28 protein-coding genes, 1 tRNA gene and 1 pseudogene are annotated in these 26,462 nt (G+C 68.0%); 21 read left to right on the top strand and 9 right to left on the bottom strand.

Annotated elements, in window-relative coordinates; genetic code table 11:
* Positions 1-130 precede the first annotated feature (130 nt).
* The 7 genes and pseudogenes from ASJ79_RS30810 to ASJ79_RS30815 all read left to right on the top strand — a co-directional run.
* Positions 131-1,201: pseudogene (locus tag ASJ79_RS30810) on the top strand (DUF222 domain-containing protein); the annotation flags it as partial.
* 160 nt (positions 1,202-1,361) lie between these two features.
* Entirely contained in the window at positions 1,362-2,897 is a 1,536-nt protein-coding gene (locus ASJ79_RS08165; protein ID WP_067954215.1) for a recombinase family protein, read from the top strand.
* 280 nt (positions 2,898-3,177) lie between these two features.
* Positions 3,178-3,366: a helix-turn-helix domain-containing protein gene (locus ASJ79_RS08170; protein WP_067954216.1), complete on the top strand. Its 189-nt coding sequence runs from the start codon at positions 3,178-3,180 to the stop codon at positions 3,364-3,366.
* A gap of 344 nt (positions 3,367-3,710) precedes the next feature.
* Positions 3,711-4,007: a hypothetical protein gene (locus ASJ79_RS08175; RefSeq protein WP_156448333.1), complete on the top strand. Its 297-nt coding sequence runs from the start codon at positions 3,711-3,713 to the stop codon at positions 4,005-4,007.
* 760 nt (positions 4,008-4,767) lie between these two features.
* Complete coding sequence (locus ASJ79_RS08180) at positions 4,768-5,169, top strand: hypothetical protein (RefSeq protein WP_067954218.1); 402 nt, start codon at positions 4,768-4,770, stop codon at positions 5,167-5,169.
* The gene (locus ASJ79_RS08185) at positions 5,169-5,471 is read left to right on the top strand and encodes a hypothetical protein (RefSeq protein ID WP_067954219.1); all 303 of its coding nucleotides are present in this window, start codon (positions 5,169-5,171) and stop codon (positions 5,469-5,471) included. The genes ASJ79_RS08180 and ASJ79_RS08185 overlap by 1 nt, the downstream gene beginning before the upstream one ends.
* A 270-nt stretch (positions 5,472-5,741) precedes the next feature.
* Positions 5,742-7,109 carry a phage major capsid protein gene (locus tag ASJ79_RS30815; protein ID WP_231750781.1) on the top strand — a complete coding sequence of 456 codons (1,368 nt, stop codon included), beginning with the start codon at positions 5,742-5,744 and terminating at the stop codon, positions 7,107-7,109.
* 66 nt (positions 7,110-7,175) lie between these two features.
* On the opposite strand, the gene ASJ79_RS08195 is transcribed toward ASJ79_RS30815, so the two are convergent.
* Positions 7,176-8,186 (bottom strand): P63C domain-containing protein, encoded by a 1,011-nt coding sequence (locus tag ASJ79_RS08195; protein ID WP_067954220.1) that lies wholly within the window; start codon positions 8,184-8,186, stop codon positions 7,176-7,178.
* 545 nt (positions 8,187-8,731) lie between these two features.
* On the opposite strand from ASJ79_RS08195, the gene ASJ79_RS08200 reads away from it, so the two are divergent.
* Positions 8,732-8,944 carry a hypothetical protein gene (locus ASJ79_RS08200; RefSeq protein WP_067954221.1) on the top strand — a complete coding sequence of 71 codons (213 nt, stop codon included), beginning with the start codon at positions 8,732-8,734 and terminating at the stop codon, positions 8,942-8,944.
* 221 nt (positions 8,945-9,165) lie between these two features.
* On the opposite strand, the gene ASJ79_RS08205 is transcribed toward ASJ79_RS08200, so the two are convergent.
* Positions 9,166-9,242, bottom strand: a tRNA-Ile gene (locus ASJ79_RS08205).
* Between the two features lie 146 nt (positions 9,243-9,388).
* Between ASJ79_RS08205 and ASJ79_RS08210 the strand changes: the two genes are divergently transcribed.
* On the top strand, positions 9,389-9,739 hold the full coding sequence (locus ASJ79_RS08210; RefSeq protein ID WP_067954222.1) for a hypothetical protein: 351 nt from the start codon (positions 9,389-9,391) through the stop codon (positions 9,737-9,739).
* Between the two features lie 36 nt (positions 9,740-9,775).
* On the opposite strand, the gene ASJ79_RS08215 is transcribed toward ASJ79_RS08210, so the two are convergent.
* A complete protein-coding gene (locus tag ASJ79_RS08215; protein ID WP_156448334.1) occupies positions 9,776-10,288 on the bottom strand; it encodes a hypothetical protein in 513 nt (170 codons plus the stop codon).
* A 443-nt stretch (positions 10,289-10,731) separates the two neighbouring features.
* Here ASJ79_RS08215 and ASJ79_RS08220 point away from each other — a divergent pair, with 443 nt between their 5' ends.
* Positions 10,732-10,992 (top strand): hypothetical protein, encoded by a 261-nt coding sequence (locus ASJ79_RS08220; protein WP_067954224.1) that lies wholly within the window; start codon positions 10,732-10,734, stop codon positions 10,990-10,992.
* Between the two features lie 23 nt (positions 10,993-11,015).
* Positions 11,016-11,930 (top strand): NAD(P)-dependent oxidoreductase, encoded by a 915-nt coding sequence (locus tag ASJ79_RS08225; protein WP_067954225.1) that lies wholly within the window; start codon positions 11,016-11,018, stop codon positions 11,928-11,930.
* On the opposite strand, the gene ASJ79_RS08230 is transcribed toward ASJ79_RS08225, so the two are convergent.
* Entirely contained in the window at positions 11,921-12,403 is a 483-nt protein-coding gene (locus ASJ79_RS08230; RefSeq protein ID WP_067954248.1) for a hypothetical protein, read from the bottom strand. The genes ASJ79_RS08225 and ASJ79_RS08230 overlap by 10 nt on opposite strands.
* 42 nt (positions 12,404-12,445) lie before the next feature.
* Here ASJ79_RS08230 and ASJ79_RS08235 point away from each other — a divergent pair, with 42 nt between their 5' ends.
* Positions 12,446-13,108 carry a phosphatase PAP2 family protein gene (locus ASJ79_RS08235; RefSeq protein ID WP_067954226.1) on the top strand — a complete coding sequence of 221 codons (663 nt, stop codon included), beginning with the start codon at positions 12,446-12,448 and terminating at the stop codon, positions 13,106-13,108.
* Here the strand turns inward: ASJ79_RS08235 and ASJ79_RS08240 are convergent.
* Entirely contained in the window at positions 13,062-14,549 is a 1,488-nt protein-coding gene (locus tag ASJ79_RS08240; protein WP_067954227.1) for a bifunctional phosphatase PAP2/diacylglycerol kinase family protein, read from the bottom strand. The two genes, ASJ79_RS08235 and ASJ79_RS08240, sit on opposite strands and share 47 nt — an antisense overlap.
* A 63-nt stretch (positions 14,550-14,612) precedes the next feature.
* On the opposite strand from ASJ79_RS08240, the gene ASJ79_RS08245 reads away from it, so the two are divergent.
* From ASJ79_RS08245 to ASJ79_RS08255, 3 genes are read left to right on the top strand one after another with little or no spacing between them, the layout of a single operon-like run.
* Entirely contained in the window at positions 14,613-15,209 is a 597-nt protein-coding gene (locus ASJ79_RS08245) for a helix-turn-helix domain-containing protein (protein ID WP_067954249.1), read from the top strand.
* 4 nt (positions 15,210-15,213) lie between these two features.
* Positions 15,214-16,029 carry an SRPBCC domain-containing protein gene (locus ASJ79_RS08250; protein WP_197420126.1) on the top strand — a complete coding sequence of 272 codons (816 nt, stop codon included), beginning with the start codon at positions 15,214-15,216 and terminating at the stop codon, positions 16,027-16,029.
* Entirely contained in the window at positions 16,007-16,705 is a 699-nt protein-coding gene (locus ASJ79_RS08255; protein WP_156448335.1) for a L,D-transpeptidase, read from the top strand. Before ASJ79_RS08250 ends, ASJ79_RS08255 begins: the two co-directional genes overlap by 23 nt.
* Before the next feature lie 3 nt (positions 16,706-16,708).
* On the opposite strand, the gene ASJ79_RS08260 is transcribed toward ASJ79_RS08255, so the two are convergent.
* Positions 16,709-17,167, bottom strand: coding sequence for a nuclear transport factor 2 family protein (locus tag ASJ79_RS08260; protein ID WP_067954228.1), 459 nt, complete (start codon positions 17,165-17,167; stop codon positions 16,709-16,711).
* A 72-nt stretch (positions 17,168-17,239) separates the two neighbouring features.
* Here ASJ79_RS08260 and ASJ79_RS08265 point away from each other — a divergent pair, with 72 nt between their 5' ends.
* Entirely contained in the window at positions 17,240-18,982 is a 1,743-nt protein-coding gene (locus tag ASJ79_RS08265) for an Hsp70 family protein (RefSeq protein WP_067954229.1), read from the top strand.
* A gap of 168 nt (positions 18,983-19,150) precedes the next feature.
* Entirely contained in the window at positions 19,151-20,104 is a 954-nt protein-coding gene (locus tag ASJ79_RS08270; RefSeq protein WP_067954230.1) for an L-lactate dehydrogenase, read from the top strand.
* On the opposite strand, the gene ASJ79_RS08275 is transcribed toward ASJ79_RS08270, so the two are convergent.
* Positions 20,093-20,803: a hypothetical protein gene (locus tag ASJ79_RS08275; protein WP_156448336.1), complete on the bottom strand. Its 711-nt coding sequence runs from the start codon at positions 20,801-20,803 to the stop codon at positions 20,093-20,095. The two genes, ASJ79_RS08270 and ASJ79_RS08275, sit on opposite strands and share 12 nt — an antisense overlap.
* Positions 20,804-20,979: 176 nt before the next feature.
* Here ASJ79_RS08275 and ASJ79_RS08280 point away from each other — a divergent pair, with 176 nt between their 5' ends.
* Positions 20,980-21,183, top strand: coding sequence for an excalibur calcium-binding domain-containing protein (locus ASJ79_RS08280; protein ID WP_067954253.1), 204 nt, complete (start codon positions 20,980-20,982; stop codon positions 21,181-21,183).
* On the opposite strand, the gene ASJ79_RS08285 is transcribed toward ASJ79_RS08280, so the two are convergent.
* A complete protein-coding gene (locus ASJ79_RS08285; RefSeq protein WP_067954231.1) occupies positions 21,180-21,965 on the bottom strand; it encodes an SDR family NAD(P)-dependent oxidoreductase in 786 nt (261 codons plus the stop codon). The genes ASJ79_RS08280 and ASJ79_RS08285 overlap by 4 nt on opposite strands.
* Before the next feature lie 11 nt (positions 21,966-21,976).
* A complete protein-coding gene (locus ASJ79_RS08290) occupies positions 21,977-23,209 on the bottom strand; it encodes an FAD-dependent oxidoreductase (RefSeq protein ID WP_067954232.1) in 1,233 nt (410 codons plus the stop codon).
* Between the two features lie 122 nt (positions 23,210-23,331).
* On the opposite strand from ASJ79_RS08290, the gene ASJ79_RS08295 reads away from it, so the two are divergent.
* Genes ASJ79_RS08295 through ASJ79_RS08305 form a run of 3 tightly spaced genes read left to right on the top strand, consistent with a single transcriptional unit; the run spans position 23,332 to position 26,453 of the window.
* Positions 23,332-24,081: a GntR family transcriptional regulator gene (locus ASJ79_RS08295; RefSeq protein ID WP_067954233.1), complete on the top strand. Its 750-nt coding sequence runs from the start codon at positions 23,332-23,334 to the stop codon at positions 24,079-24,081.
* Positions 24,068-25,267, top strand: coding sequence for a CaiB/BaiF CoA-transferase family protein (locus ASJ79_RS08300; protein WP_197420127.1), 1,200 nt, complete (start codon positions 24,068-24,070; stop codon positions 25,265-25,267). Before ASJ79_RS08295 ends, ASJ79_RS08300 begins: the two co-directional genes overlap by 14 nt.
* A 28-nt stretch (positions 25,268-25,295) precedes the next feature.
* Entirely contained in the window at positions 25,296-26,453 is a 1,158-nt protein-coding gene (locus ASJ79_RS08305; RefSeq protein ID WP_067954235.1) for an ABC transporter substrate-binding protein, read from the top strand.
* Positions 26,454-26,462 lie beyond the last annotated feature (9 nt).

A 26,462-nucleotide genomic window follows, 5' to 3' on the forward strand; every position in this document is an offset into this window, starting at 1 on the left:
CGCCAAAATCCGCCTCATCAACGCCCGCGGCTACGGCCACCACTCAGCCCGAACACTGACCTCAATGATCTATCTCTGCCTCGGCGGACTGCACCCTCAGCTACCCACAAGAACCTGAGGAGCCGCAAGCATGTTCGAACGGTTGGTGTCGGAGGCGTCGCGGTCGCGCGGTGCGGCGGCCGTCGGGGCGTGGGCCCGCGTGGAGAACGCCGCTGCCGCGCACCGGCTCGCCGCGATGGCGGATCTGCTGGAGGCCAAGCTCGCCGACATGGACAGCGGTGAACGTGAACAGTGGTGCCTGGACAACTGGGATGCGGTGTCGGCCGAGGTGGCCGCGGCTGAGAACGTGTCGCCCGGGGTGGCGTCCAACGAGCTTCTCGACGCGTGGGCGCTGCGCGAACGGCTGCCCCGGGTGGCAGAGGTGTTCGCCTCCGGTGCAATCTCGTACCGGCTGGCCAGGGCAGTCGTGAAGCGCACCCGATTGGTCGTCGACCCTGATGCCAGGGCAAAGGTCGACACCGAGATCGCCGCACAGATCACCGCATGGGGCACGCTGTCGATTGCCAAGCAGGAAGCCGAGATCGACTACTGGGTCGACAGATTCGACCCCGCGGCGGTCGTGCGGGCAGAGGCCTCATCGCGGTCGTGCCACGTCGACGTGACGCCGGGCGAGAACGGTTCCGGCGTGTGTTACGTCGAGGCGGTCCTGCACTCCCACGACGGCGAAGCCCTCGACCGGCGGCTGGACGAAATGGAGCGCAGCGTCTGCCACCGCGATCCCCGGACGGCGGATCAACGCCGGTCAGCGGCGATGGGCGCGATGGCGGCCAAAGCGGACCGCCTGACGTGCCTGTGCGGTGCCGACGACTGCCCGGCCGCCGAGCGCGCCCCGAGTGCGGTCGTGGTGCACGTGATCGCCCAAGAAGACAGCCTGACCGACGACACACCGTTCGCCGGGCACGGTGAACGCCCACCGGATCCCGCGCCGGAACCTGGACGGCGTAAGGATCTGCTCGCTCCTCCTCCGGCGACCGGGCCGGCGAAGACCAAGCCCGCGATGATCCTCGGCGGAGCGATGCTGCCGGCGCCGCTGCTTGCTGCCGTGCTGGCGGGTACGGCGAGTATCCGGCGCCTCATCCATCCCGGGCAGTCACCGCCGGAGCCGCGCTATGTACCGTCGGCGAAGCTGGCCGATTTCGTCCGCTGCCGCGACATGACGTGCCGGTTCCCGGGCTGCGACGTGCCCGCCGACCGCTGCGACCTCGACCATACGATCGCCTATCCGGTGGGGCCGACGCAGGCGTCGAACCTGAAGGCGCTGTGCCGAAAACATTACCGACTGGCTTTGTTACCTTTAATTTGTGGACAGGGAGAACGCAAAGACGCAGCAGGTCAGGGCAGGTTGCTATCTACGGATCAGCAGCGACAGGACCGACAAGCGGGCCGGCGTCGACCGCCAGCGCGAGGACACCACCGCGCTGTGTCAGGTGAAGGGGTGGACCCCCGTCGAGTTCTACCCGGACAACGACCGCAGCGCGTCGAACGGCAAGGAGCGGCCCGAGTGGGACCGACTCCTTGCCGACATCAAGGCGGGAAGGATCGATGCCATTGCCGCCTGGGACCAGGATCGCGGCTGGCGCATGATGCACGAACTGGAGGAACTACGCCGGTTCTTCGCGTCGGTGGGCCGCCCGATCAAGTTGGCCACGACCGGGCAGGGTGACATTGACCTGAACTCACCCACCGGGGTGATGATGGCCCAAGTCAAGACGGCAGTGTCAGAGCATGAGGTGGCGATGATGCGGGTTCGTCAGCTACGAGCGGCCAAGCAGAAAGCCGACCGTGGCTTCCCTCAGTGGCGCAGAGCTTTTGGGTACCTCCCCTATACCGGCTCCAAGGAATCAGACACTGGCGTGCGTGAAGTGGACCCCGTTGTGGCCCCGTTGGTGAGTCAGGCCTACCGCGACCTGATGAACGGGCGCACCATCACCAGCATCGCGGCCAAGTGGAACGACGCCGGACATCTCGGCGCTACCGGAACGCCTTGGAGCCCTTCAACTGTCAGCCTGTTTCTGCGGTCGGCACGCAACGCAGGGTTGCGGTCCCACAACGACGTGCTAGTCCTCGACGGCGACGGAAAGCCAGTGCGCGGGACGTGGCCGCCGCTGGTGGATGAGGAGCTGTGGTACGCCGCGCAGACATATTTGGCGTCGTCGGAGCGTCGCCGTCCTGGGCCCAAGAGTGTCGCCAAACACCTGCTGACGGGCGTGCTGGTGTGTGGCAAGCCCGAGTGTGGGGGCAAGTTGGTGGCCAAGTGGGTCGCGCGACCCACGGGTGGGCAGCCGGGTCGGCCGAAGGCTGGAGAGTCGAAGCCTCCCCGCGCGGTGGGGTACTCCATCACGTACGGGTGCCGGGTGTGCCGCGGGTCAACGATGCGGGCCGAGCACGTCGAGCCGCTGGTGTTCGGGATGGTGGCAGCGCGGCTGTCTCGCCCCGATGCAGTGGATCTGATTAGGAGCACCCAGCATGATGCGGAGGTGGCGGCCAAGCTACGCCAAGACCGGCTGGTGCTGATGGCGCGGCTGGACGAGATCGCTGACATGCTGGCCGACGGCGAGCTCACCCGCGAGCAGGCGGCCCGCGCGACGGCCCGAACCAAGGACAAGTTGGCGGCGCTGAACATTCAGGATACCGACCAGGAACGGATGAGAATCCTGGACGGCATTCCGCTGGGCAGTGACGAGGTTGAAGCGGCGCTGGGGGACCTGGCGGCCCGGGAGCCCGATCGGTTCCGTGCGGTGCTCAACGTCGTGTGCACCATCCGGGTGTTGCCCATCGGGAAGGGTCGGCGCAAGGACTTCCAGCACCGCGACCGCCTGGCGATTGACTGGCTCTGACCCCACTGACACCTACCCCCGACACTCCGGTGCCGGGGGTGTTTCTTACTGCAACGGAGCGCCTAGTGCAGATTCGGAACCTGGAGGCGGCAATGGCCGTAGCGTCTAGCCCGCTATACCGAATTACTGACTACCAGAGAGTAATTCGACACCCACGGTAATCGTCGCTGATCGACATTGAACTACCATCGACCACCGATCGAACTACTGACCCAACCTGGGCCAGTCCACACGCCAACGGGCGACTATGCGGACAGGCAGACCCCCGATAGGAGTCTGCATGTCCGTTGTCAGCCAGACGGCCGCACCTGATCTCACAGTCCGAGAGTTCGCGACCGAAAAGCGAATCGGCTACAGGACCGCGCTCGAGCTGATCCGCAAGGGCACTATCCCGGCCTACAGGATCGGCCACCAGTGGCGCATCCGGCGGGCGGACCTGGACGCCCTGGGGATCGGCCAGTCTCGATGAGCGCCGCACACACCAACCCACTTACCCGAGCTGACCGCGAATGGATCGCAGCACAAGTCGAACGCGCACCACGTTTCACGGTCGACCAACGGGACAAGCTAGCCGAGCTACTGCGACCCGTCCGGCGCAAAGCGGCGGGGTGACCACCCCGCCCGCCCGTAACACCACGATTCACACATCAGCGACCACCCCCGGCTCCGGGACGCGGCAAAGGGGCCATCCACGCGAAAGGTGGTGGACCGATGGCGTTTTGGTACACCGGCGATGAGGAGCATCAGGATCCCCGATTCTTGGAGGTCGGGATGTCGGGTGCTGGACTGTATTCGATGGCTGGTAGCTGGTGCATGGCCCAAGTCCGGGGCAAGCATTATGTGCCCGATCAGTGGGAGGTTCCCGACTACCTGGTGCGGGGGTGGGGGGCCGCGAAGGCCGCCGCTGCGTTGGTCCGCGCGGGCTTGTGGGTCCGCGTGCCAGGGGGCTACCGGTACGCCTGGATCCGCAAGGAGAACACCCCGGACAGGCTACGTGCGCTGCGGAAGCGTGAGCGCGACAAGTGGGACAGCAAGCAGGCACGGAAACGGTTTGCTGACTTCCCGAACTCCCCGGGGGAGTTGTACTCAACTCCCCCGGGGGAGGTATAGGGGGGAGTTGGGGTGCCAGGTCAGCCTGTGAAATGTCTAAGGAGTTTTCGGCGTAATGCGCTGACCAGCAGTGACTTACACAACTCCCCGGGGGGAGGTATGGGTTACGTTTCTGGGGCACGGCACATCTGGGTGAGGTACCCGACCAACGGAACGGTGCTAGCGCGCTTCGCTTGCAGCCCATCGGGGAACCGCTACGCGAACCCCCGATGGTCGTATCTCATCGGTACGGACGGCGCGTGCAGCCAACCGATGGAACGATCCGACCACCCGACCAGCGGAACAACGCGCACCCCACTCGCGGATCTACGCAACCACCCACGCCGGTTGACCACACCATCTCGTCTGCAAGGGCGCGAAGCGTCCGCGCGAGCCATCGTCACCTTGGGTGGGTACGGCACTATTGGCTGGAACCTAGCTTGGCGCTTAGCGTTCCGCTACCGACCGACTAGCGGGGTGCCGCTGTGATCCTGTTCCCTGGCCCGATCGCGGAGGCATACCGGCAGTCCGGTGCGCTGTCGGTCAAGTGCCCGCACTGTGGTGCCAACGCGGGGACGTACTGCACCCGCTCCGACGGCAGGGTCCGCAGGGCACCGTGCGTGGACCGCTGCCGCGCCAGCAGCCCCCTGCCGGGGTGGTTGGACCCGGCAGCGTGCTCTGACCCGGCAGTAGCCCCCACAGTGGCACCCCGGCCGGAACCACGCCACCGCCCGGTCGATTACGTCGACCCTTCCGAACCGCGACACCCGAAGGACACCGAGTGACGGTCGCCCACACCGAGACATGCGGCTGCCGTGAATGCTTGCAGCGCGAGGCCGCCCGAGCACGGGACGCCCGCTACCGTCAGCGGGTCCGTGACGGCCTGGTGGTGCCCAAGAAACGCGGCCCGCGCGAAGCCAAGTCCGCGGCGGCCATTCCGCTGGCCGACCTGTTCACCACCCCCGAGCTACCCGGGGCGCTGTGCCGGGGTCAGTGGGACCTGTTCGACCTGGACCAGGGGCGCGACCACCGCGCACCCGAGACCAGGCACGCGGAAGCCATCGCGCTGTGCCAGCAGTGCCCCGCGCTGACCGCCTGCACGTCGTGGGTCGAATCACTACCGCCACAGAAACTTCCGACCGGCGTCCTGGCCGGTCGGATCATCACAACCGAGGAGAAATGATGACCAACCCCACCAACGCGGTTCCCGATGAGCTGGCCGCCGGTCGCTCCGCGTTCCTGCGGCTGTGTGCCGCGCTGGCCGCTGGGAGCGAGGAAGGTAGGACCAACGTGCTGGCCGAGCTGTTGTGTCTGCACCCGGCGGCGTGGCAGCTGACACTGACGGCAGCGGCCCGTGAGCACGTCGCGGCCCTGGGGGTGATGACGGGACTGGACCCGGCCGACCTGTGTGGGTTCCTGGAACGGCAAGCAATGGACGCGCTCGACACCGCCGGTCAGGCCAACGACCGACTGACCGGCGACTGACACAGGTTGCCCGACACCCCGAACCTGGGGTTTCGCAGTGTGTCTGAGCTACACTCCCTGGCAGGTGATACCCAGCGGACCCCGGATCCCGAGGAAGCGCACGTATCTCACTTAGGCCCCGCGCCAACCACGCCCCGGCTTGGTTGGCTACGGCAGCCCGATGACCGGGCCTGCCGTATCTGGCACTGACGGACCAGCCGAATCCCCTTATCAACGCGCTGTGCGTGATGGATTCGTCTGCGCCACAGCATGTTTGCCAGGAGGCAACAAGTGCCAGACACCCACACCCTGCAGCAGTGGCAGGCCAATCTCAGCGCAAAGCGGCACGCCATCACCGCACCCGCCCGGACCAACAACCGCAACATGACAGACGCCGAGCGGCGCGCCCACAGCGACGTGACGGCTCAGATCGACCAGCTGGACGCCGAGCTGGAACGCCGCGACATCGCACCCACCCGCGGCGGGCGACCGAATGCAGAACAGGAGCGCGCCAACCAACGACAGCGGTCCGGCCAGGACAACCCCGGAGCACAAGCAATCCACCGCGCGCACGGAGGTTTGGAGGTCAACGAACCGAGGACCTACCAGAAGGGCAACGGCCGCAGCTACTTTCAGGACCTGGCGCGCCATCACCGGGGCCTGGACGACACGGGCGACGCGATTGCCCGTCTGCGTCGTCATGCGCAGGAATCCGGCTTGGAGCGCCGCGACATGGACACCACCGACGGCAACGGTGGGTACTTCGTGCCCCCGGCATGGTTGGTCGATCAGTTCGTGCCCAAGGCCCGCGCCGGTCGCGCGTACGCCGATCTGTGCACCCAGCTGGCCCTGCCTGCCGGGACTAACAGCATCAACATTCCGAAGGTGGCGACCGGAACCGCCACGGGCATCCAGGCGGCCGACAACACCGCCGTGACCGAGCAGGACATGGATGACACCTCGATCGAGGCCAAGGTCCGCACCATCGCGGGTCAAACCGACGTGGCGATCCAGCTGCTGGACCAGTCGCCGGTCAACTTCGACCAGGTGATCTTCCAGGATCTGATCGCGGACTTCAGCTCCAAGCTGGACCTGCAGGTACTGGTGGGGGGCGGCACCAACGGCCAGGTCCTCGGTGTTCACGGCACTCCGGGCATCGGCACCATCGAGGTGCCGACCGTCAGCGTGGGGGCCTTCTACGCCGCCATCGCCGACGGCATCCAGCGGGTGTCGACAAGCCGGTTCCTGCCGCCCGAGCACATCGTGATGCATCCGCGTCGGTGGGCGTGGATGACGGCCGAGCTGGGCGACGACGGCCGCCCCCTTGTTCTGCCGGCCGCCAACGGCACCAACGGAGTCGCCACCCTCGACGCTGTGGCCTCCCAGCAGGTTGTGGGACAGCTGCAGGGCCTGCCCGTCGTGACCGACCCCAACATCGGCACCACCTACGGCGAGGGGACCAACGAGGACCTGGTGTACGTCCAGCGGTCCAGTGACCTGCTGCTGTTCGAATCGGGCATCCGGTCGCGCGTCCTGCCCGACGTGGGTAGCGGCACCCTGACGGTGCGGCTCCAGGTGTACGGCTACATCGCCTTCACCGCCGAGCGGTACCCGCAGTCCATCGTGGAGATCACCGGCCTGACGGCACCCACCTTCTGACCACCCGAATACGGTTGGCCGCGCGGCATCCTGGTCGTATGCCGCGCGGCCACCGACTCAGAACGCCTACTGCTCCGATGGGCTGTCCTCCAACTCCACGATGAGTGGCAGCTGAGGTTGTGCCGGTGGAAACGCACGTTCGAACAGCTGCTCGAATTGTTGCTTGTTGTCGGAGATGCGCATTAGCGTTGTCACGGTTGAGATCTGGCGATCGAGATGAGTGTTGCCCGTCTCAGCAGTCAGGTACTGATGGTGGTGGTGCCGTCGGTAACCCTGCGGTGTACGGGGGTTCAGCGACTGCAGTTCTTCGAGCACACCGGGCGGCAGCTGTTCGTAGATGTACTTGTTGATCAGCTTGCCGACGTAGGGCGTGCGCCTGGAGGTGCCGGGTTTGAACTCCCAGCCCTGGATCTTGTAGATCTCGCGGAAGAACTCGTCCGGGAATCTCTTTGTCCAGGGTTGCAGCTCGGGCGCGATGTAGGCGTTGAGGATCGCAGCCAGTTCGTCGCGAGCTCTGACATCCTGGTAGCCCGTTGCCTCGTCAACCAACGCGATGATGCCGACCCGCGCCAGGCCACGTACCAGCTTGGCTGCTGCTTCGGCGGCGTTCTTTTGCGAATCTAGCAGCGCCTCATCGTCGTTGGCCGCCAGGTACGTCTCGCATACCAGTGGAAGGATTTCGGCACGGAAACCCGTGGACGACACGTTCTGTCCCGGTACGCGGAACTCGATGGGCTGGAACATGTCCGGCAACGTCTCTGGGAAGTAGGGGACCAAGTTGCCTGCGGCAACGAATGGTGGGCGTCCCTCGGTTCGTTGGTGGCGGCCGGTCGACAGCGACCTGCCGAGCGCGCCCATGATGGTCTTTTGGTTGATCACTCGGGTGCCGTCCTCCAGCACCGCGACTTCCAGTTCCATGTCGCCGACCACCAGCGTGCCCGCGTGCGTTGCCTGCACCCAGTTCCTCCCCCATCGCTTCTCAGCGGCGCGGCGCGCCGATTCGGACCGTTCCGCGGGTGTCAGACGCTCGGCTCGGACCTTGCCGCCCTTGCGGCCATTGTTGGAGGCGTTCTCCATGTCGATTCAATGCCTAACTCGCTTAGCATCGACCCCTCTTAGGTCGATGACCCTTCCGCTGACATCCCCAAAACAGCACGTCAGCGCCTATGGCGTATCGCTAAGCGACCTTAAGCAGCTTAAGCTCGACTGGCGATGCGTAGCCAGCTTAGCATCAGTTTCTCCGAAAGGACGCACACTCGCCACGGCGTCGTGCCAACGGCAGCCGGGAGCGACGCCGCGACGACGATCGTCACCGTCATCATGGTTAGGTTGACCGGGGGGGGTGTTGCCTCTTGAACCCCAGGTCGCCGCCCCTGCCACCCGGTAGGGGTCTTCTCCCCCCGCCGCCGAAAGTGAACACAACACCCCGCCAAACGGATGAGTTCGCCTCGGTCCCAATACCTTCGGTGCATCGCCGCCAGAGCGACCGAAAGCCGCTGGTCACATAACATTTCGCCCCCGCCGCGGAACCACCCCTGCGGCTACACATTCTGTTCACCTTTTGACCGTCACGGTGATGTCCTTCCGGCATCCCCTGACCACCTCGATCGGGAGGAGACCCCGTGAGCACCAACAACACCGGCCTGACCTACCTGGAGCGGCAGCACCAGGTGCACCAACTCCGCGCCAAAGGGTGGACCATCCGGGCCATCGCCCAGGCCGTCGGGCTGAGCCCGGCCGGGGTGCACAAGGCACTGGGTCGGCCACCGGGTGCCCCGGACGGCCGGGGGCAACACCCCAACTCGCGGCACTACTTTGTAGCCAAGCAGCAGTAGGCGTCACGCGCGCTACCATCAGGTTTCTCAGCTTCCGCTTCGGCGGTCGGTGAGGCTCTAGTTGATGGCGTTAGCGAAGGAGCCCGGTCCCGTTGGGGCCGGGCTCCTTTGTGGTCCAACGGTTCCCGCAACACGTGCGGTATGACAGAAGCCGGGTCCCAACTGTGGGGCCGGGCTTCTGTCATATCGGCGGGGTGGTCCAGCACCGGGGGGCCGTGCGTTGGTGGGGCGGGCGGGGCTTGAACCCGCGACCTCCGGATTATGAGTCCGTGGCTCTGACCGACTGAGCTACCGCCCCCGTCGGGGTGGAACCTACCGCCGTCGTCGTCGCGCCGCCTCTGTTAACGCATATGCGTCGAGCAGCACATATGCACCTGGTTGCGAGTATTCGTAATTCGGCTGTGCCACTTGGTATTTCGATGCGGTCGAGTTACCGTCACCCACATGACGAGCAACAACTACTGCCCACCGTTCAACCCGGCTGATCCCACCCCGTCACAAATCGCGGCCGACCTGATCGTCACCTCCGGGGCCACCCGCCCCGGCGCGGTGCGTGACATCCTGCGCGGCTACGCCAATCGGCTGGTGGCCGCCGGGGCGTTCGCCGACCTGACAGCCAACGACGCCCGGACGGTCGCCGCCACCATCGCGTGGGACGTGTGCCTGGGAGATGAGGCCCGAGGTCTGCGGGAACGCTCCGCTGCCATCACCCGTGGATCCTGGGGTGGTTGGGACCACCCGGCGGCTGTCGCATACGCACTCCGGACTGCTGCAACTGTCCTGGACGCCATCTAAAGCGCGGTGGTCGACAACCGTTCAGGTTTATCGGAATCAGAAGTCGGAGGGCTGAGCGGTCATCTCACAGCGATCGGGTATCCCCGTCACAACAAGACGTGCCGACACCTTGACTCTGCCCTGGGCGGGCACGACATCGGGAAACTCTGACCCGCCGCCGATGATGTCGCCCTGTGGGTTGAAGCAGACGACACCCACACGAGCGGCGGGGATCTGCTGATCGGAGGGGTTGGCTAGCTCCGCCTCAGCGGTAGGTGTGCCGAAGGTGCTGTCTTGCCCGACCGTCACTGGCCCCACCTCGAGCACAACGTCGCTGAACTCAGGGGTCTGAACCGGGTCGTGCTGGCTGACATCCAGGGTCGGCTCAATCCGCGTCACCGGCCCGCCCTCCGGCGCGGTGACCTGGGTACCCACCGTGATGACGGCACCCGGATTGACCCCCTGCTCGGTCTGCGACTCGGTGCTCAGCAGCGCTCCGTCCGCGCCGTAGAGATTGAAGGACACCGTGGCGTACTGACCGACCGGCACGTCGCGGACGGTCGAGGTCACCCACAGGTAGTCATCGGAGCCGCCGAACCCAGACCGCTCGATCACCGCGGCCGTCCCCGGGGCCGCCGTCGACGAATTCCCGCCGGCTGAGGATTCGGCACCTGTTCCGCCCGAGCTACCGCAAGCCACCGCTAGCGGTAGGACAATGCCGACTGAAGCGATGCTACGAAGAAGCGTCACGCCGGTTACCTCCCATTCAAAACCTGCCCCGGGCAGCACAGAGTAGCGGGCAAGTCTTCGGCCGACCGCCGCGGGTAAGGCAGTTGCCGACGGCGCGATGCGTCGGAACTGGGGCTCCCCGTCCAGACACCCGGCTTGAGATGCACTCGCTGGTCAACCTGAGAATTTGTCTACGCACCTATAAGCGTCATAAAGCCAGTCGGTGACATCACCTACTCAAGACGTTCTGGGGTTGGCGTGATGTCCAGTCCCCGGACGGCACGGTGGTGTGGACCTCCCCGGGTGGTCAGGTCGTCACGACGCATCCCGGCAGCAGGGTGCTGTTCCCCGCGCTGTGCCGGCCGACGGCTCCGGTCGTCGTCGATCCCGCCGCACGGTTTCCCGCCCAGCCGGGCCGGCCTTCGGGTCTGGGCATGCCGCGCCGCACCCAGACCCGCGCGCAGGCGCGGGACCGCCGCATCGCCGAGCAGCGCCGCGAGAACGAGGCACTACTGGAACCCCGCGATGAGGATCCGCCCTTCTGAGGGGTGGGGCTAGCGTGGGGAGTATGCGGGTCTTCGTCACCGGCGGCACCGGAGCCATCGGTGGTTACGCGGTGCCGGCGTTGGTCGCCGCCGGGCACGACGTGACGGCCCTGGCGCGCAGTGACGCGAAAGCCGAGGTGCTGCAACGCCAGGGCGCCGCGGCGGTGCAGGTGTCACTGTTCGACCGCACCGCGCTCAGCGAGGCCTTCCGTGGCCATGCCGCGGTGGTGAACCTGGCCTCGGCGTTGCCGTCCCCGACGCGCTTCATGCAGAAATCGGCGTGGAAGGAGTGCCACCGCATCCGGATACAAGGGTCGGCGGCCCTCGTCGACGCGGCGCTGGCCGCCGGCGTCGGGCGGGTGGTGCAGGAGTCGGTGGCGATGGTCTACCGCGACGGCGGCACCCGGTGGATCGACGAGACCTGGCCGGTCGACCACTATCCGATCGCCGTGGGCAATCACGGCGCCGAGGCGAGCAACCGGCGGTTCGCGGAAAACGGCGGGGACGCCGTGATTCTGCGGTTCGGATTCTTCTACGGGTCCGGCGCCGGACACAGCGAGATGATCATGCGGCTGGCCCGCCGCCGCATCGCGTTCCAGGCGGGCAGGCCCGACAGCTACATGTCCTCGATCCACCTCGCCGACGCGGCGAACGCGGTCGTCGCGGCCCTGGACGTCGCGCCGGGCACGTACAACGTCACCGACGACTGCCCCGTGACCGCGCGACAGCACAGCGCCGCGATGGCGGCCGCCGTGGGTGTCAGACCGTGGGCCGCCCTTCCTGGACGGGCGGCACTGTTGATGGGCGACCGGTCCACGTCGATGACGAGGTCACTGCGGGTGAACAATGCCCGCTTCCGTGACGCCGCGGGGTGGCGGCCGCGGTATCCGAGCGTCTGGGACGGGTACCGGGCGATGGCCGCCACTGCTCAGGGGTGATACGGCACGCCGACCGCCCGGAACACGAACTCCGGCGGCACGTCGTAGGCCAGCGTCGTGCGGGGCAGCCGGGCCAGCACGTCCGGCGGGATGCGCTCCTTGTAGTGCAGCGACAGCTCGCCCGAGCAGCGCGGGTCCACGGCGGCCACGTCGACGTCGAGCAGCAGCCCCGCCTCTGACAGCTCGGCCTTGACCGCGCCCGATTGCGGGGCGTCCCAGCGCACGTCGATGGTCCGGCCGGCCAGCTTCGGCACCGACGACAGCGTCCCGAGCACGCGTTCGTTGGTCACCACGAGCGAGCCGACATAGCTGGCGATGCTTCCGCTGGACCGCAGGCCGGGCACGGCGCCCCGGAACCGGCGCGTGACAGCCACGTACTCCGAGAGGAACAGCACCCCCTCGGCCTCGACCTCCGCGCGCAACGCGCTGGGAAGCTTGCCGATTCGGAACAGCTTCCGCAGAAATACGGCCATGTCCGAACGGTAGCTCAGCACGCCGGTGGTACAGCTGGTCAGGTGAGGTTGCACACCGGATGGCTGCTGGGCAGCGCCGCGGCGGCCATCGGCGTGTACCTGCTCATGTGGGTCGGCTACGTGCAGGGGTGGCCGTGGTTGGCCGGGGTGGACGCCGACGTGCTCGACCCCGCGTACCGCTTCGGCGAGACCCGTCCCGGCTGGGTCACCGCCTGGGACGTCTTCTGCACGGTGCTCGGCCCCGGCGCGTTCCGGCTGGCGGTCCTGGTCGTCATCGTCGTCGCGCTGATCCGCCGCCGGTTCCGGCTCGCGGTGTTCCTGCTGCTCACCGTCGAATTCAGCGGCCTGCTCACCGAACTCGCCAAGTTCATCGCCGACCGGCCGCGCCCGGACACCGCGATGGTGTGGGCGCTGTCGACGTCGTTTCCGTCCGGACACGCCCTCGGCGTCATGGTGTCGGTCGCGGCCCTGCTCACCGTCGTACTGCCGAAGGTCCGGGCGCCGTGGCGCGGCTGGCTGGTCGCGCTCGGCGTCGTCGTCATCCTCACCATCGGCGCGGGCCGGGTGGTGCTCAACGTGCACCACCCCTCGGACGTCGTGGCGGGCTGGGCCCTCGGCTACGCCTATTTCGTCGCGTGCCTGCTGCTGGTCCCGCCCGTCAGGCCAGCGGCCGGAACACCGGAAGCGCCCGATACCGCGCGGTGAAGGTCGCCTCGGTCACCTCCGTGCCGATCTCCCCGTCGAGCGCGAGCACCGTCGGCCCGTCGACCGAACGGAACGAGAACGCCGGCACCCGCAGCTCGTGATACAGCGGACTACGCTCCAGCCGGCCCAGCGCGACCGCGGTCAGGATGCGCAACCGGCTCAGCCGACGGCCGGTTTCCAGGATCCGGACGTCGAGCAGACCGTCGTCCATCCGGGTGCGGCGCGACGGCGCGAAACCCGACGGCAGATACGTCGAATTACCCAGGAAGAACAGCGACGTCTGCAGGGTCGTGTTGTCGAACGCGATCCGTACCGGTTCTCCACGGCGCAGCGTGTGGAACATCGCGTAGATACCGGCCAGCGGCTTGCCGATCTTGTGCTCGAGCTTCTCCCTGGTCTTCACGAACTGCGGATAGGCGCCGATGCTCGCGGTGTTGACCACCATGTGCTTCTCGTTCAGGCACACCAAGTCCACACACGACACCCACCCCTGCCGGATGGCCTCCACCGTCCTGGCCGCGGTGTCGCAGCCGATGTCCTTGGCGAAGTGGTTGAACGTGCCCGCGGGGAACACCGCCAGCGGAATGCCGACCTCGGTCGCGACCGCCGCCGCGGCGGCCACCGTCCCATCGCCCCCTCCGACGCCGAGCACCTCGGCGTGCTGCGCGGCCGACTTCAGCGCCTCCAGCACGTCGTCGTCCTCACCGAGCTCGACGATCTCGGCCCGCGGAAGCGCCTCCCGCACCTCGTCGCGCACGCGTGCTCCCGTCCCGCTGCCCGACGCCGGGTTGATCACCAGCGTGACGCCCCTGCCGTCGGGGCGGGCCGGCGTGTCCACCCGCAACGGCTCCGCGGTGGGCAGTCGGGTCTCGACGACCGGAGGAACCACGCGGGCGCCGAGCACCGCGACGCCGGCGCCGATACCGAGACCTGCCAGCACGTCGCCCGGATAGTGCGCGCCGGTCGCGATCCGGGACATGCCGACCAGCCCGGCCAACAACGCCAGCACCAGTCCCAGCGGGGCGCTCTCCAACCCGACACCGACGGCGAACGCGGCGGCGCTGGCCGAATGCCCCGACGGCAGCGAATTCGACGTCGGGTACCTGTGCGTCTGACGCGACAGTGGAACGAGGATCCAGTTCGGTCGGTCCCGCTTCCAGATCCGCTTGGCCACCTGATTGGTGACCAGGCTCGTCACCCCCAGGGTCAGGACGCCGCGGGTGGCCCCGCGCCGCGCTGCCGGCGTGCCGAACGCCGCCAGTCCCGCGGCGATGGCGAACCACAGCTTCGAATGGTCGGCCGCCTTGGTCAACCGCGGCATCACCGCGTCGATCAACGGGCTCGGCGACTCCGCCACGGCCTCGAACACCTCGCGGTCCAGCGTCCCGAGGCCGACCCCGATCTGGCGAAGGCCGCGCAGTCGTCCAAGCGAAAGGTCCATGACGCCCAACGTACGTGTCGACGTCCGTTGACAAATAAATTTGTCAATGTGACGATGGCGGACGTGCTGGAAGTCGAGGTGATCGCCGATCCGTCCGCCGCGGCCTCGGCGCTGGATCCGATGCGCAGCAGGTTGCTGGCGGAACTGTCCGAACCGGCCTCGGCTGCCGCCCTGGCCACCCGGGTCGGTATCGCCAGGCAGAAGGTCAACTACCACCTGCGCGCGCTGGAGCAGCACGGACTGGTGGCGGTCGCCGGCGAACGCCGCTGGGGCGGACTGACCGAACGTCTCCTCGTCGCGACGGCCGCGTCCTACGTCGTCTCGCCCGGCGCACTCGGTCCTGTCGCATCCGATCCGGGCAGGACGCGGGACCGGATGTCGGCGAGCTACCTGATCGCGGTCGCCGCCCGCGTCGTTCGGGAGGTCGGCGACCTGTGTCGGGCGGCCCGCGACAGTCGCAAGCGGCTCGCGACGCTCACCATCGACACCGCCGTGAGGTTTCGGTCCGCCGCGGACCGCGCCGCGTTCACCGACGAGCTGGCGGACGCCGTGACCGCGTTGGTCGCGCGGTATCACGACGAAACCGACCCCCGCGGCCGGGCGCACCGCGTCGTGCTCGCCGCCTATCCGATGCCGGCCACCGAGCAGGAGAGGGAGTAGTGACATGCCGCTGAAGAAGGACGGCGACGGACGCCGTTGGGTCGAGATGGAGTTCCTGGTGCCGGGCACGCCCGAGCAGGTGTGGCAGGCCATCGCCACCGGCCCCGGGATGAGCGCATGGTTCACTCCCACGTCGGTCGACGAACGCGTCGGCGGCGCAATCGAGTTCGATCTCGGCGACGGTGACATCAGCTCCGGGGTGGTCACCGAATGGCAGCCGCCCGCGCGGTTCGGGTACGAAGAGCGCGGCTGGAGCGGCGACGCACCGCCGCTGGCCACGGAGGTCGTCGTCACCAGTCACTCCGGTGACCGCTGCGTGGTGCGCATGGTGCAGAGCCTGTTCACCGACCGCGACGACTGGGACGACGAGATGGAGACCTTCGAGACCGGCTGGCCCGGCTTCTTCGATGTGCTGCGCGTGTACCTGCGTGACCACCCCGGGCAGAGCGCCGCCAACGTCTTCGCCGGAACCGGCCATCCAGGGGACATGGTCCGGGCGTGGGCCGATCTTTCGTCCGCGGTGGGCATCACGGGACTCGACGTGGGCCACCGGTACGAGACGCCGCCGGGCGTCCCTAGCCTGGCCGGCACCGTCGAATGCGTGCACCACACCGCGGAGTTCCGCAACGTCATGGTCCGGCTGGAATCCCCGGCCCCCGGCGTCGCACTGGTGGGTGGGTGCCTGCCCGGCGGACGGGCCATGATCTCGGTCAGCCTGTACCTCTACGGCGACACCGCGGCCGACACCGCCGCCGCAGAAGCGCCGCGATGGCGGTCCTGGATGGCACAGTTGGTGCATGCCGACAGCGCCGCGACCTGACCGTCTTCGAAATGTGCTGCGCCGCCTGACCGTTGCGTTGGCCGTGGCGGCGGCGGGCCTGCTGGCGGCTCCACCGTCGGCGGCTGACTTCTCGCCGTGGTTCGCCAACTCGGTCGGCCCGGCCACCCAGGTGCTGGCGGTCACCGGCACCGGCGGCTCCGACGCGAAACTCGACGTGTGGGAACGCACCGCGGCGGGCTGGCGACCGGTGGCCGGCGGTGTCGGTATCCCCGCCAAGATCGGCGCAAAAGGCATGTCGCCGAACCACTTCGACGGGTCGATGATGACGCCGAAGGGCATCTACACGCTCGACTTCGCGTTCGGCACCCAACCCGACCCCGGTGGCGGCCTGCGCTACATCCAGGTCGGCCCCAACCACTGGTGGGACGGCGACATGAAGAGCCCCACCTACAACACCATGCAGGTGTGCGACAAGCAGAACTGTCCGTTCGACACGTCGCTGAGCGCGGGCACCGAGAACCTCGACATCCCGCAGTACGCGCACGCGGTGGTGATGGGTGTGAACAAGGAGCGCATCCCGGGCAAGGGCGGGGCGTTCTTCGTGCACAGCACCGACGGCGGGCCGACCGCGGGCTGCGTGGCGATCGACGACGCCACACTGGTGACGATCATGCGCTGGTTGCGGCCCGGCGCGATGATCGCCATCACCGAGTGAGGATCAGATGTTCAGCGCGCGGCCGGCCTTGACCTTGAAGTTCAGCGCCTCCAGGCTCATCGACGCGTCATAGGTGCGGTCGTAGCCGGTCTCACAGATCCGCCAGCCGTCGGCGGTGCGGCGGTACCGGTCGTGGTAGAAGCCGGCGCCGATCAGCATGAAGTTGAAGTCCGGCGCGATCACGCGGTCCTGCAGGTACCAGGTGGCCGTGGCCTCGTCGCCGTCGACGGTGATCTCGGGGTGGTTGACCCGGTGCTCCGTGAGAATCTCCGGGCCCAGGGAGTTGCGCATGAAGTTCACCAGGTCGTCGCGGGTGGTGAAGTGGTGCTCCTCGCCGATGGACTCGCCGTAGCGACCGATGACGTCCTCGGTGAGAGTGTCGGCGAACTCGTCCCAGTGCTTGGTGTCCAGGGCACGAAGATAGCGATACTTGACCTGCTTGATGTCATCGATGTCACTCATGGGCGTCATTGCAGCACATGAGACGTCTGCTTCGTGGCGGCGGCCGCCAAATCGTTTAGGGTGGCCTGAATCATGAGCGATGCGTTGGGGCTGTCCATCGGAACCACCAACCTCGCGGCGGCGACGGTCGGCCGGCAGCCGGTGATCCGGCGTTCGGTTCTCACCGTGTACGGCCACGCCGCCCCCGAGGTCGGCGCGGCGGGCGACCGACCCGGTGGGGTGGTGTTGTCCGGGTTCGTCGAACGTGTCGGGGATCCCGTACCGCTGGTGGCCGCCGACGGCTCGTCGTATCCCGCTGCGCAGCTGGTGGTCGAGGCGCTGGAGGTGATGGCCGGGCTGGCCGCTCCGCAGGCCCCGAGCGAGGTGGCGATCTCGGTGCCGTCGTACTGGGGCCCCGGCGCGACCGCCGCGCTGGCGGAGACGCTGCAGGCCAGCGAGGTTCTCACCCCGGCCGGCGCGCTTCCCCGACTCGTCCCCGACGCCGAGGCCGCGCTCACCGCGCTGAATGCCGATCCGGGCCTCGACCGGCGCGGCGTGGTGGTGCTGCTCGACCTGGGTGGCGGTGGAACCAGCATCACGCTCGCCGACGCTGCGTCAGCGCTGACGGTGATCGGCGGCACCGAGCGGTACGCCGAGTTCGCCGGGGACCAGATCGACCAGGCGGTCCTCAGCCACGTACTCGACGGTGCGGTCGGAGGTGTCGACCCCGAGCAGACGGCGGCGGTCGGATCGCTGGCCGCACTGCGTGAGCAGTGCCGCGCCGCCAAGGAACGCCTGTCGGCGCAGACGGTCACCCAGATCAGCGCCGATCTGCCCGGCTACCGGGGGGACATCCGCCTGACCCGGGCCGAGCTCGACGAACTCCTCGCGCGGCCGCTGGACGGGCTGTTCACCGCTCTCGAGCACGCTCTGGCCCGCAACGACATCGGCTGGAACAGCGTGTCCTCGGTGGCGCTCGTCGGCGGAGGTTCCGCTATTCCTTTTGTCACTCAACAGGTTTCGCAGCGACTGCGGGTACCGGTGGTGACGACTCCACGGCCTGGTCTCGATGCCTCCGCCGGGGCGGCGCTGGTGGCCGCGTATGGACGTAGCGCCGAGACGGCCACGGTGGCCACGCCCGAGGCGGACAGCACGTATGCGCTGGCGTGGTCACAGGACGACTCGACCGACGACGTCGTCCCGTTCACCGGCGAGATTCCGGAGCAGCGGCCCAACCCGTATGCGCTGTCCGGGGCGTACGAGACCGAGGTCATTCCACCGGACGACGACGACCGGGCCGGGGCCGGACCGCGTCTGCCGCTGTCGGTCACCGGTGTGGTCGCCGCGGTCGCGTTGCTCGCCGTCGGCGGCGCGGCGATCGCACTGACCAGCGTCGACACCTCGGAGCCGACCACGCCGACACCCGGCAACGTTCCGCTGAGCAGTGCGCTGGTGCCCTCGCCCGAGCCGCCGCCCGCCCAGACGGTCACGATCTCCGAGCAGCCTGTGCAGCCGCCGCCACCGGAACCGGTGGCCCCGCCGGTGGTGACCACCCCGCCCACGGTGGCCCCGACCACCACGACCACGTCGCCGACGACCACGACGACCACCACCACGACGACCACCACCACCACGACGACCACCACGACGCCGACGACGACGGAGCCGACCACCACCACGACGACGGAGCCGACGACCACCACCACACAACCGACGACGACGCAACCGGCCACGACGCAACCCACGGTGCCGCCGACCACTCCGATGACGACCACCTACATCGACGTGCCGTTCGTCCCGATCCCCATCCCGGTCCCCGTCCCCGACAGCCCCTGACCTGGCCCTTCGCCGTGATCTTGGTTTTTGCCACGGCAAGAAATAGGGATTTCCCCGATTCCTCCCCGGGGCACCCCACACATATGTTTGGCAACGTCGGTTCGATCGGCTGCGGAGGGGACAGCCGATCGGGCCGGCCTCTCGCGCCGGCCAAGCCAGAATCGGGTTATGCCAGTCGAACGAAACACCAAGGTCGCGATCGTCGGCATGGGCAGCGTCGGTACCGCGATCGCCTACGCGTGCCTGATCCGGGGCTCGGCCGGGTCACTCGCGCTGTACGACGTCAACGCCGCCAAGGTGCGCGCCGAGGTGCTCGACCTGAACCACGGCAGCCAGTTCGTCCCGCACTGCCGCGTGACCGGCTCCGACGACATCGCCGTGACGGCGAATTCGGCGGTGGTGATCGTGACCGCGGGCGCCAAGCAGAAGCCCGGGCAGAGCAGGCTGGACCTCGCCTCGGTCAACGTCGCGATGGCCCGGACACTCACCCCGCAGCTTCTCGCCCACTCACCCGACGCGGTCGTCGTGTTCGTCACCAACCCCGTCGACGTGGTCACCCTCGCCGCGGCCCGCGCCGTCGACGCCGCCCCCGGCCATGTGTTCGGTTCCGGAACCCTGTTGGACTCCAGCAGGTTCCGTTATCTGATCGCCGAGCAGGCCGGCCTGGCCGTCGGTAACGTGCACGGTTTCATCGTCGGCGAGCACGGTGACTCGGAGATCTCGCTGTGGTCGAGCGTGTCGATCGGCGGAGTACCCGCCGCGAAATTCCGCCGCGACGGCGTGCTGGTGTTCGACGAGGAGAACCGGCGCCGCATTTCGGCGGAGGTGGTCGGCGCGGCCCACCAGATCATCGCCGGCAAGGGGGCGACGAACCTGGCCATCGGACTGTCCTCGGCCCGCATCATCGAAGCGGTGCTCGGGGACCAGCACCGGGTGTTGCCGGTGTCCACCGTGCAGCAGGGCGCGCACGGGATCTCCGGAGTGGCGCTGTCGCTGCCGACGGTCGTGACAGCGCACGGCGCGGGTCAGGTGCTGGAGGTGGCGCTGTCGGACGCGGAGCGCTCGGGGCTGCAGGCCTCGGCGCGCACGCTGCGGGAGGCTCAGCAGTCGTTAGGGCTGTGACCGCCGTTGGATCCATTGCCGGCCCATCTTCGCGGCGCGGGACAGGGCGCCGCACTCACCGAAGTACGCGGCGAGCGCACCGAGCCCCGGCAGCAGGCCCACCATTCGGAACGGTGCCCGTGGCTGTGGGCGCTTGGCCAACTCGTCGCCGATCGCGTCGAAGAGTCCGACGAGATTCCACACCGCTTTGACGACGCCCCCGGGGTGGTGCGGTATCCGGGTCAGTCGCCGTCGCGTGGCCGGCTCGTAGACGATCACCGACAGGTCGCGGTCGCACAACACGGACGCGAGCATGCGCACCTGGGCGCGGTGATCGGTGACGCCGAGTTCGCGCGCCACCGCGCACAGCACGGTGGCCTGGCTGACGAACCCGAGCAGATCCTGGATCGGCAGGCGGCGGGCGAGGATTCCGAGCGCCCCCGGGAACGCGACCGCGACGGTGTTCAGCGCGCCGACCCGCCACACCCACCAGTCGATCCGGTCCTGGGCGTCCATGTCGTCCCACGCGGCGGTGCCCGGAAGGTCGACGGCGTTGAGCAGCCGGCCGATGCCGTCGTCGCGACGTTTCAGCGCCAGCGGATCCGTGTGCCAGAGCGCGTCGAGCAGCGGGTTGATGATCCGCACGGCTTCGGTGAGCGCGGCGTCCACGCCGGCGTCGGTGATCTGCACATCAGGCGGCGGCAACGGAGTCATCAGCATGCCCACGGTCCCTTTTTTGTCCGTGGAACCCCGGGCTCAAACGTCGGCACCGAGCGGCCCTTTGCTGACGCCCATCGAGGGGGAAGTGTAGGGAATCCCCCGATTCGTCCGGCCACGGGTTCTCCATACGGTCGTGACGCTACGTTTCACCAGCTCACGACGATATGGAGTTCCAGATGTTCCGCAGGCTTCTCCCCGCCGCAGCACTCGCCGCCGCCGCGGTGTCCGTCACGGTGGGTGTTGCCGGTGCACAACCGGCCGCGCCGTTCCCGAACTGCTCGGCCGCGCGTGCCGCCGGCATCGTCGACATCCCGTCGAGCTCGCCGTACTACGGGCCCTGGCTGGACCGCGACCGCGACGGCATCGGCTGCGAGAGTTAGAACTTCAGGTAACCGCCGTCCAGGCGGAGCACGTCGCCGGTGTGGTAGGCGCTGGCCGGCCCGGCCAGGTAGACCGCGACACCGGCAACGTCCGCGGCGGCGCCCCACCGGCGCACCGGTACCCGGGGCAGCACCCGCGCGCTGAACCGTTCGTCGGCCAGCCCCTCGGCGGTCATCTCGGTGTCGAACCAGCCGGGCTGGATGGTGTTGGCGCGGATGCCGTATCTGGCCAGTTCGACGGCCATGCTGTCGATCAGGGAGGTCACCCCGGCCTTCGACGCCGCGTAGGCGGGCTGACGCGGCATGCCCTGTAGCGCACCGAGACTCGACACCCCGACCAGGCTGCCGCCGCGTCCGGCCTCGATCATCTGGCGGGCGGCCTCACGCAGCGTCAGGAACACGCCGTCGAGATCCACCCGGGTCACCGCGCGGAACTCCGCCAGCGAGGTGTCGAGCACCGGGGTGAACCTGCCACGGACCCCGGCGTTGGCGAAACATGAATCGAGATAACCGAATTCGCTACGGATTCGGGCCATCGCATCGGTGACGGCCGGTTCGTCGGTGACGTCGCAGACCACCGGCAAGACCGGGTTGCCGTGACCGCGCAGCATGGCCGCCGCCGACTCGAGGCGCTCCGTCGAGCGGCCCAGAATCGCGACCGTGGCTCCGGCCCGCGCCAACCCCTCGGCCATGCCCAGCCCGATGCCGGAGCCGCCGCCGGTCACCACGGACACGTGGCCGGTCAGGTCGAACGGGTTGGCGGGGGAGGCGGTGTCGGTCATGGGAGATGACCCTACGTGGGCCGCCGTTTCGCGAAACCGGGTGCACGCTCGGGCCGCACCCCGACGCCGACGAGATAGGCCGGAACGACCGTCAGCCACGGCGCCCGTTCGACTGTGCGGACCAGCCCCGGTGGCGGCCCCGCGAGATCACCGTGCACGATCGGGCCGAGCAACCGCTTGTCGATCAGGCGTTGCAGTGCCTGGGTCACCGCGGTCGGGATGACGCGCCGGCGCCGCACCGCGGCCAGGTGGCGGCTCCGCACCACGCCGGCGCGGAGCGGATCGGCGAGCAGCCGTGCTGCGGCCACCCCGTCCTGGATGGCCACGTTGATGCCGACGCCGCCGGCCGGCGACATCGCGTGGGCGGCGTCGCCGAGGAACAACAGACCGTCGACGTGCCAGCGGCGCAACCGATTCAGGCGCACGTCGAGGTGTTTGACGTCGTCGAGGCTGGTGATCGTCTCGACGGCGGCACCCGCCTCGGGCAGCAGCGCCAGCACGTCGGCGCGGAACGCGTCGAGGCCGCGGGCCCGCTGCCGGGCGTCGGTGCCCTTCGGGATCAGCAGCGCGATCTGCAGGTAACCCTCGCGCGGAATCACGATCATGGCCCTGCCCGGCGCCAGCCGGGGGAACAGCGTGTAGATCGTGTCGTCGTCGGGTCGGGGGAGGCGGAACCACCACACGTCGAAGCTGACCGGGAACTCCCGCACCTGCAGGCCGGCGTGTTGCCGCAGAACGGAATTGCGGCCGTCGCAGGCGATGGTCAGATCGGCACGGAGTTCACCCGGGCCGTCGTCACCGCGGTACCGGACTCCGGTGACGCGGCCCTCGTCGCGGAGCAGGCCGGTGGCCTCGGTGCGCATCCGGAGGGTGAACGCCGGTTCGGCTTCGCCGGCCTCGGCGAGCAGATTGAGCAGATCCCACTGCGGCACCATCGCGATGTACGGGTGCGGCTGCCGCAGCCGGCCGAAATCGACCATCGTGACCCGCCGGCCGGGCGCCACGTCCACGGTCGCACGCTGCAACCGGCTGAACGGCAGCGCGGAGAACCTCGGCCACAGTCCGAGCTCGTCGATCAGACGCAACGTGGTCGGATGCACGGTGTCACCGCGGAAGTCGCGCAGGAAGTCGGCGTGCTTCTCCAGCACCGTGACCTGGACACCGGCCCGGGCCAGCAGCAGTCCCAACACCATTCCGGCCGGTCCGCCGCCGACGATCGCGCAGGTGGTGGTGTCGGTGCTCATGAGGACATCGTGGTCGACCGTCGGCGTCGGTAGGGCGGGTCACTGAAATTGACGCCTCCGCGATGGATCCGATCTGATCGAATTCGTTGTATCGCGCTGTGATACGGGTTACAGTCTGCGCTGTGAAATTCGATCAGATCGAAAGTGGCACGCCATCCGGCGCTGCGGGTGAGCCACCGAAAGAGGTGAGTGCGGCCGAGCGGATCCACGGCGCGCTGCGGTCACGCATCCTCAGCGGCGAACTCATCAACGGGCAGCGGCTGGTCGTACGCGAGATCGCCCGGACCTACAACGTGAGCGACCAGCCGGTGCGCGAGGCGATCCGCATGCTGCAGGGCGACGGGTTGTGCGTGGTGAACAAGAACCGTGGCGCCTGCGTCACCACGATCACCGCGGAGGACATCCCCGGCTACTACCTGCTCCGCGGCGAGGTGGAGGCGCTGGCCACCCGGCTGGCGGGGCCGCACCTGACCGAGGTCGACCTCGCGCGCCTGGCGTCGCTGGCTCAGGACATGGAACTGCTCGCGATGCAGGACGAGACCGCGGGCTACGTCGCGTTGAACAAGGAGTTCCACGCGCTGATCCTGTCGCGCTGCCCCTACGCCAACATCCGCCGCGAGGTGGAGGAGCTCACCGAGGGGCATTTCGACTACGCGATGATCTTCGGCGTCGACACCCGCCAGCTGAGCCGGTCGTCGAGTCACCACAACCGGCTGGTCGACTGCCTCAAGGCCGGTGACTGGGAGCGCGCCGGTGCGGTGTCGATGGGGCGCAAGCTCGAGATCGCCCGGACCCTGCTGATCGCGCTGAATCGTCCTGTCCCACCGGAGCTCTACCACGAGGCGCCGGAGGCCGATGATGACTACAGCTAGACGCCCCCTCGAGGGCCTGCGGGTGCTCGATCTGAGCAACCTGCTCGCCGGCCCGATGTCGACGATGCATCTGGCCGACTACGGTGCCGACGTCATCAAGGTCGAGCACCCGGCACGCGGCGACGAGATGCGGCGCTGGGGACTCCAGAAGGACGGCATCGGGCTGTTCTTCAAGGTCATCAACCGCAACAAGCGCACGGTCACCATCGACCTCGGTCATCCGGAGGGCCGCGACCTGGTCCGCAAGCTGGCCGCCGAGGTCGACGTGGTCGTCGAGAACTTCCGCACCGGCACCGTGGAACGGTGGGGGATCGGCTACGACGATCTCGTCGCCGTCAATCCCGGCCTGATCATGTTGCATCTCACCGGTTTCGGGCGCACCGGACCGCTGTCACACGAACCCGGGTTCGGCTCGTTGGTCGAGGCGTTCTCCGGCGCGGCGTACGTGAACGGGCACGCCGACCGGGAGCCGCTGATCCAGCCGTTCGGTCTGGGCGACAGCTCCGCCGCGATCTTCGCCGCGTTCGCCGTGATGGTCGCCGTGTACAACCGCGACCAGGGCTACGGCGGCCAGGAGATCGACCTCGGGCTCTACGAGGGACTGTTCACGATGCTGGGACCGCAGGTGGTCAACTACGACCAGCTCGGCGTGATCCAGGAACGCTACGGTGCCGACAACCCGTTCGTCGCACCCCGGGGAACGTACCTGACCCGTGACGGGCACTGGGTCGCGATTTCGGGATCGACCCAAGCGACATTCGAAAGAATCTGCCGCGCACTGCAACTCGACGAACTGATCACCGACGAACGGTTCGCCACCAATGCCGCCCGGATCGCCAACGGTTCGACGTTGACCGCGCTGCTGCGCGACGCGATCAAGAACCGCGACCGGGACGAACTGGTGGCACTGGCACGCAAGCACCAGGCCACCATGGGCCCGGTCAACAACGTGGCCGACATGTTCACCGACGAGCAGGTGAAGGCCCGGGGCAATGTCGTCGCCGTCGAGGACGACGAACTCGGTTCGGTGAGAATGCAGAACGTCGCGATCACCTTCAGCCGGACACCGGGTGGCATCACGCACGCCGGTCCCCCCAAGGCCAGATACAACGACGAGATCTTCCGCGAAACCCTCGGCCTGGGAGAGGAGGAACTTCAGCGGCTCAGGGAGAGCGGCGTCATCTAGGTGTGCCCATCACGAAGAAGGACAAGCAATGAAGCTTCATTCACCAGGTAGGCGAGTCACCACTCCACTGATCGCCTCTGCCGCGACACTGTGCCTCGTCCTGGCGGGATGCGGATCGTCGTCGGAGACCGAACCGGGCGCCAATCTCTCCGAGGGCACCTATCCCGAGTACTATCCGGCCGAATACTCGCAGATCGTCGAAGCGTCGCGAGACGAAGATCCGCTCGACGTCTACAGCATCATGGCCGCCGAGGACTGGGCTCCGCTGCTGGAGGGGTTCAACAAGGTCTACCCCTGGGTCCAGGTGCGCACCGTGGACCTCGGCACCACCGAGGTTTTCGAGCGTTACTACGCCGAGTCCGCCACCTCGGCGCCGACCGCGGATGCGATCGTGTCGATCGCCGCAGACGGGTGGCAGCGCTTCATGGACCGCGGGGAACTGCAGGCATACGAATCGCCCGAGCTGGCCGAACTGCCGGAATGGTCCCACGAGTGGGCGGGCAAGGGCCTGTACGCGATGTCGGCCGACCCGTTCTCGATCGTCTACAACGAGACACTGCTGCCGGAGGGCACCGAACCGCCCGAGAGCTTCGCCGATGTCGTCGAGATGGTGAACTCCGACCCGGAGTTCTACCAGGGCCGCGTCGCCACCTATTCGGGTGACGCGCAGTGGGGGATGTTCTGGTTCATCGACCGCAAGCTGCGCGAGAAGTTCTGGGACGGAATGCAGACGATGGGCCCGGCCCTGCGCTTCGAGGCGTCCGGCGGCGCGATCGGCGAGAAGATGGTCAGCGGCGAGTATGCGCTCGCGTTCTATGTCCCGCTGAGCACCATCCCGCGCGGGTCGGATTCGTTCCTGAAGTTCGCGCTGATGGACGACGGCCAGCCGATCAGCGACCGGATCGTGGGCATCACCAAGAAGGCGAACTCCCCGAACTCGGCCAAGCTGCTGATCGATTTCCTGCTGTCGGAAGAGGGACAGAAGCTGATCCCGCTGACCGAGCGGGTGCCCTACCGTCCGAGCGTGCAGGCAGCGGTCGAGGAAACCGGTTGGTGGCACCTGTCGGGGATCATCGACGACGTGGGCGAGGACGCGATCATCCAGATGGGCCCCACGCCGGACATTCTCGTCAACGGTGAGTACGACCGGATCATCGGTGGGTTCGCGCAACTGCAGCGCGGCTGAGTAGAACAG

This window comes from Mycobacterium sp. NAZ190054, assembly GCF_001545925.1.
Lineage (GTDB): Bacteria > Actinomycetota > Actinomycetes > Mycobacteriales > Mycobacteriaceae > Mycobacterium.

Coding starts and splice junctions, on each gene's coding strand:
- ASJ79_RS08170 (WP_067954216.1), top strand. CDS start 3,178: ATGTCCGTTGTCAGCCAGACGGCCGCACCTGATCTCACAGTCCGAGAG.
- ASJ79_RS08175 (WP_156448333.1), top strand. CDS start 3,711: ATGGCCCAAGTCCGGGGCAAGCATTATGTGCCCGATCAGTGGGAGGTT.
- ASJ79_RS08185 (WP_067954219.1), top strand. CDS start 5,169: ATGACCAACCCCACCAACGCGGTTCCCGATGAGCTGGCCGCCGGTCGC.
- ASJ79_RS08195 (WP_067954220.1), bottom strand. CDS start 8,186: ATGGAGAACGCCTCCAACAATGGCCGCAAGGGCGGCAAGGTCCGAGCC.
- ASJ79_RS08210 (WP_067954222.1), top strand. CDS start 9,389: ATGACGAGCAACAACTACTGCCCACCGTTCAACCCGGCTGATCCCACC.
- ASJ79_RS08225 (WP_067954225.1), top strand. CDS start 11,016: ATGCGGGTCTTCGTCACCGGCGGCACCGGAGCCATCGGTGGTTACGCG.
- ASJ79_RS08230 (WP_067954248.1), bottom strand. CDS start 12,403: ATGGCCGTATTTCTGCGGAAGCTGTTCCGAATCGGCAAGCTTCCCAGC.
- ASJ79_RS08240 (WP_067954227.1), bottom strand. CDS start 14,549: ATGGACCTTTCGCTTGGACGACTGCGCGGCCTTCGCCAGATCGGGGTC.
- ASJ79_RS08250 (WP_197420126.1), top strand. CDS start 15,214: ATGCCGCTGAAGAAGGACGGCGACGGACGCCGTTGGGTCGAGATGGAG.
- ASJ79_RS08255 (WP_156448335.1), top strand. CDS start 16,007: ATGCCGACAGCGCCGCGACCTGACCGTCTTCGAAATGTGCTGCGCCGC.
- ASJ79_RS08260 (WP_067954228.1), bottom strand. CDS start 17,167: ATGAGTGACATCGATGACATCAAGCAGGTCAAGTATCGCTATCTTCGT.
- ASJ79_RS08265 (WP_067954229.1), top strand. CDS start 17,240: ATGAGCGATGCGTTGGGGCTGTCCATCGGAACCACCAACCTCGCGGCG.
- ASJ79_RS08270 (WP_067954230.1), top strand. CDS start 19,151: ATGCCAGTCGAACGAAACACCAAGGTCGCGATCGTCGGCATGGGCAGC.
- ASJ79_RS08275 (WP_156448336.1), bottom strand. CDS start 20,803: ATGCTGATGACTCCGTTGCCGCCGCCTGATGTGCAGATCACCGACGCC.
- ASJ79_RS08280 (WP_067954253.1), top strand. CDS start 20,980: ATGTTCCGCAGGCTTCTCCCCGCCGCAGCACTCGCCGCCGCCGCGGTG.
- ASJ79_RS08285 (WP_067954231.1), bottom strand. CDS start 21,965: ATGACCGACACCGCCTCCCCCGCCAACCCGTTCGACCTGACCGGCCAC.
- ASJ79_RS08290 (WP_067954232.1), bottom strand. CDS start 23,209: ATGAGCACCGACACCACCACCTGCGCGATCGTCGGCGGCGGACCGGCC.
- ASJ79_RS08300 (WP_197420127.1), top strand. CDS start 24,068: ATGACTACAGCTAGACGCCCCCTCGAGGGCCTGCGGGTGCTCGATCTG.
- ASJ79_RS08305 (WP_067954235.1), top strand. CDS start 25,296: ATGAAGCTTCATTCACCAGGTAGGCGAGTCACCACTCCACTGATCGCC.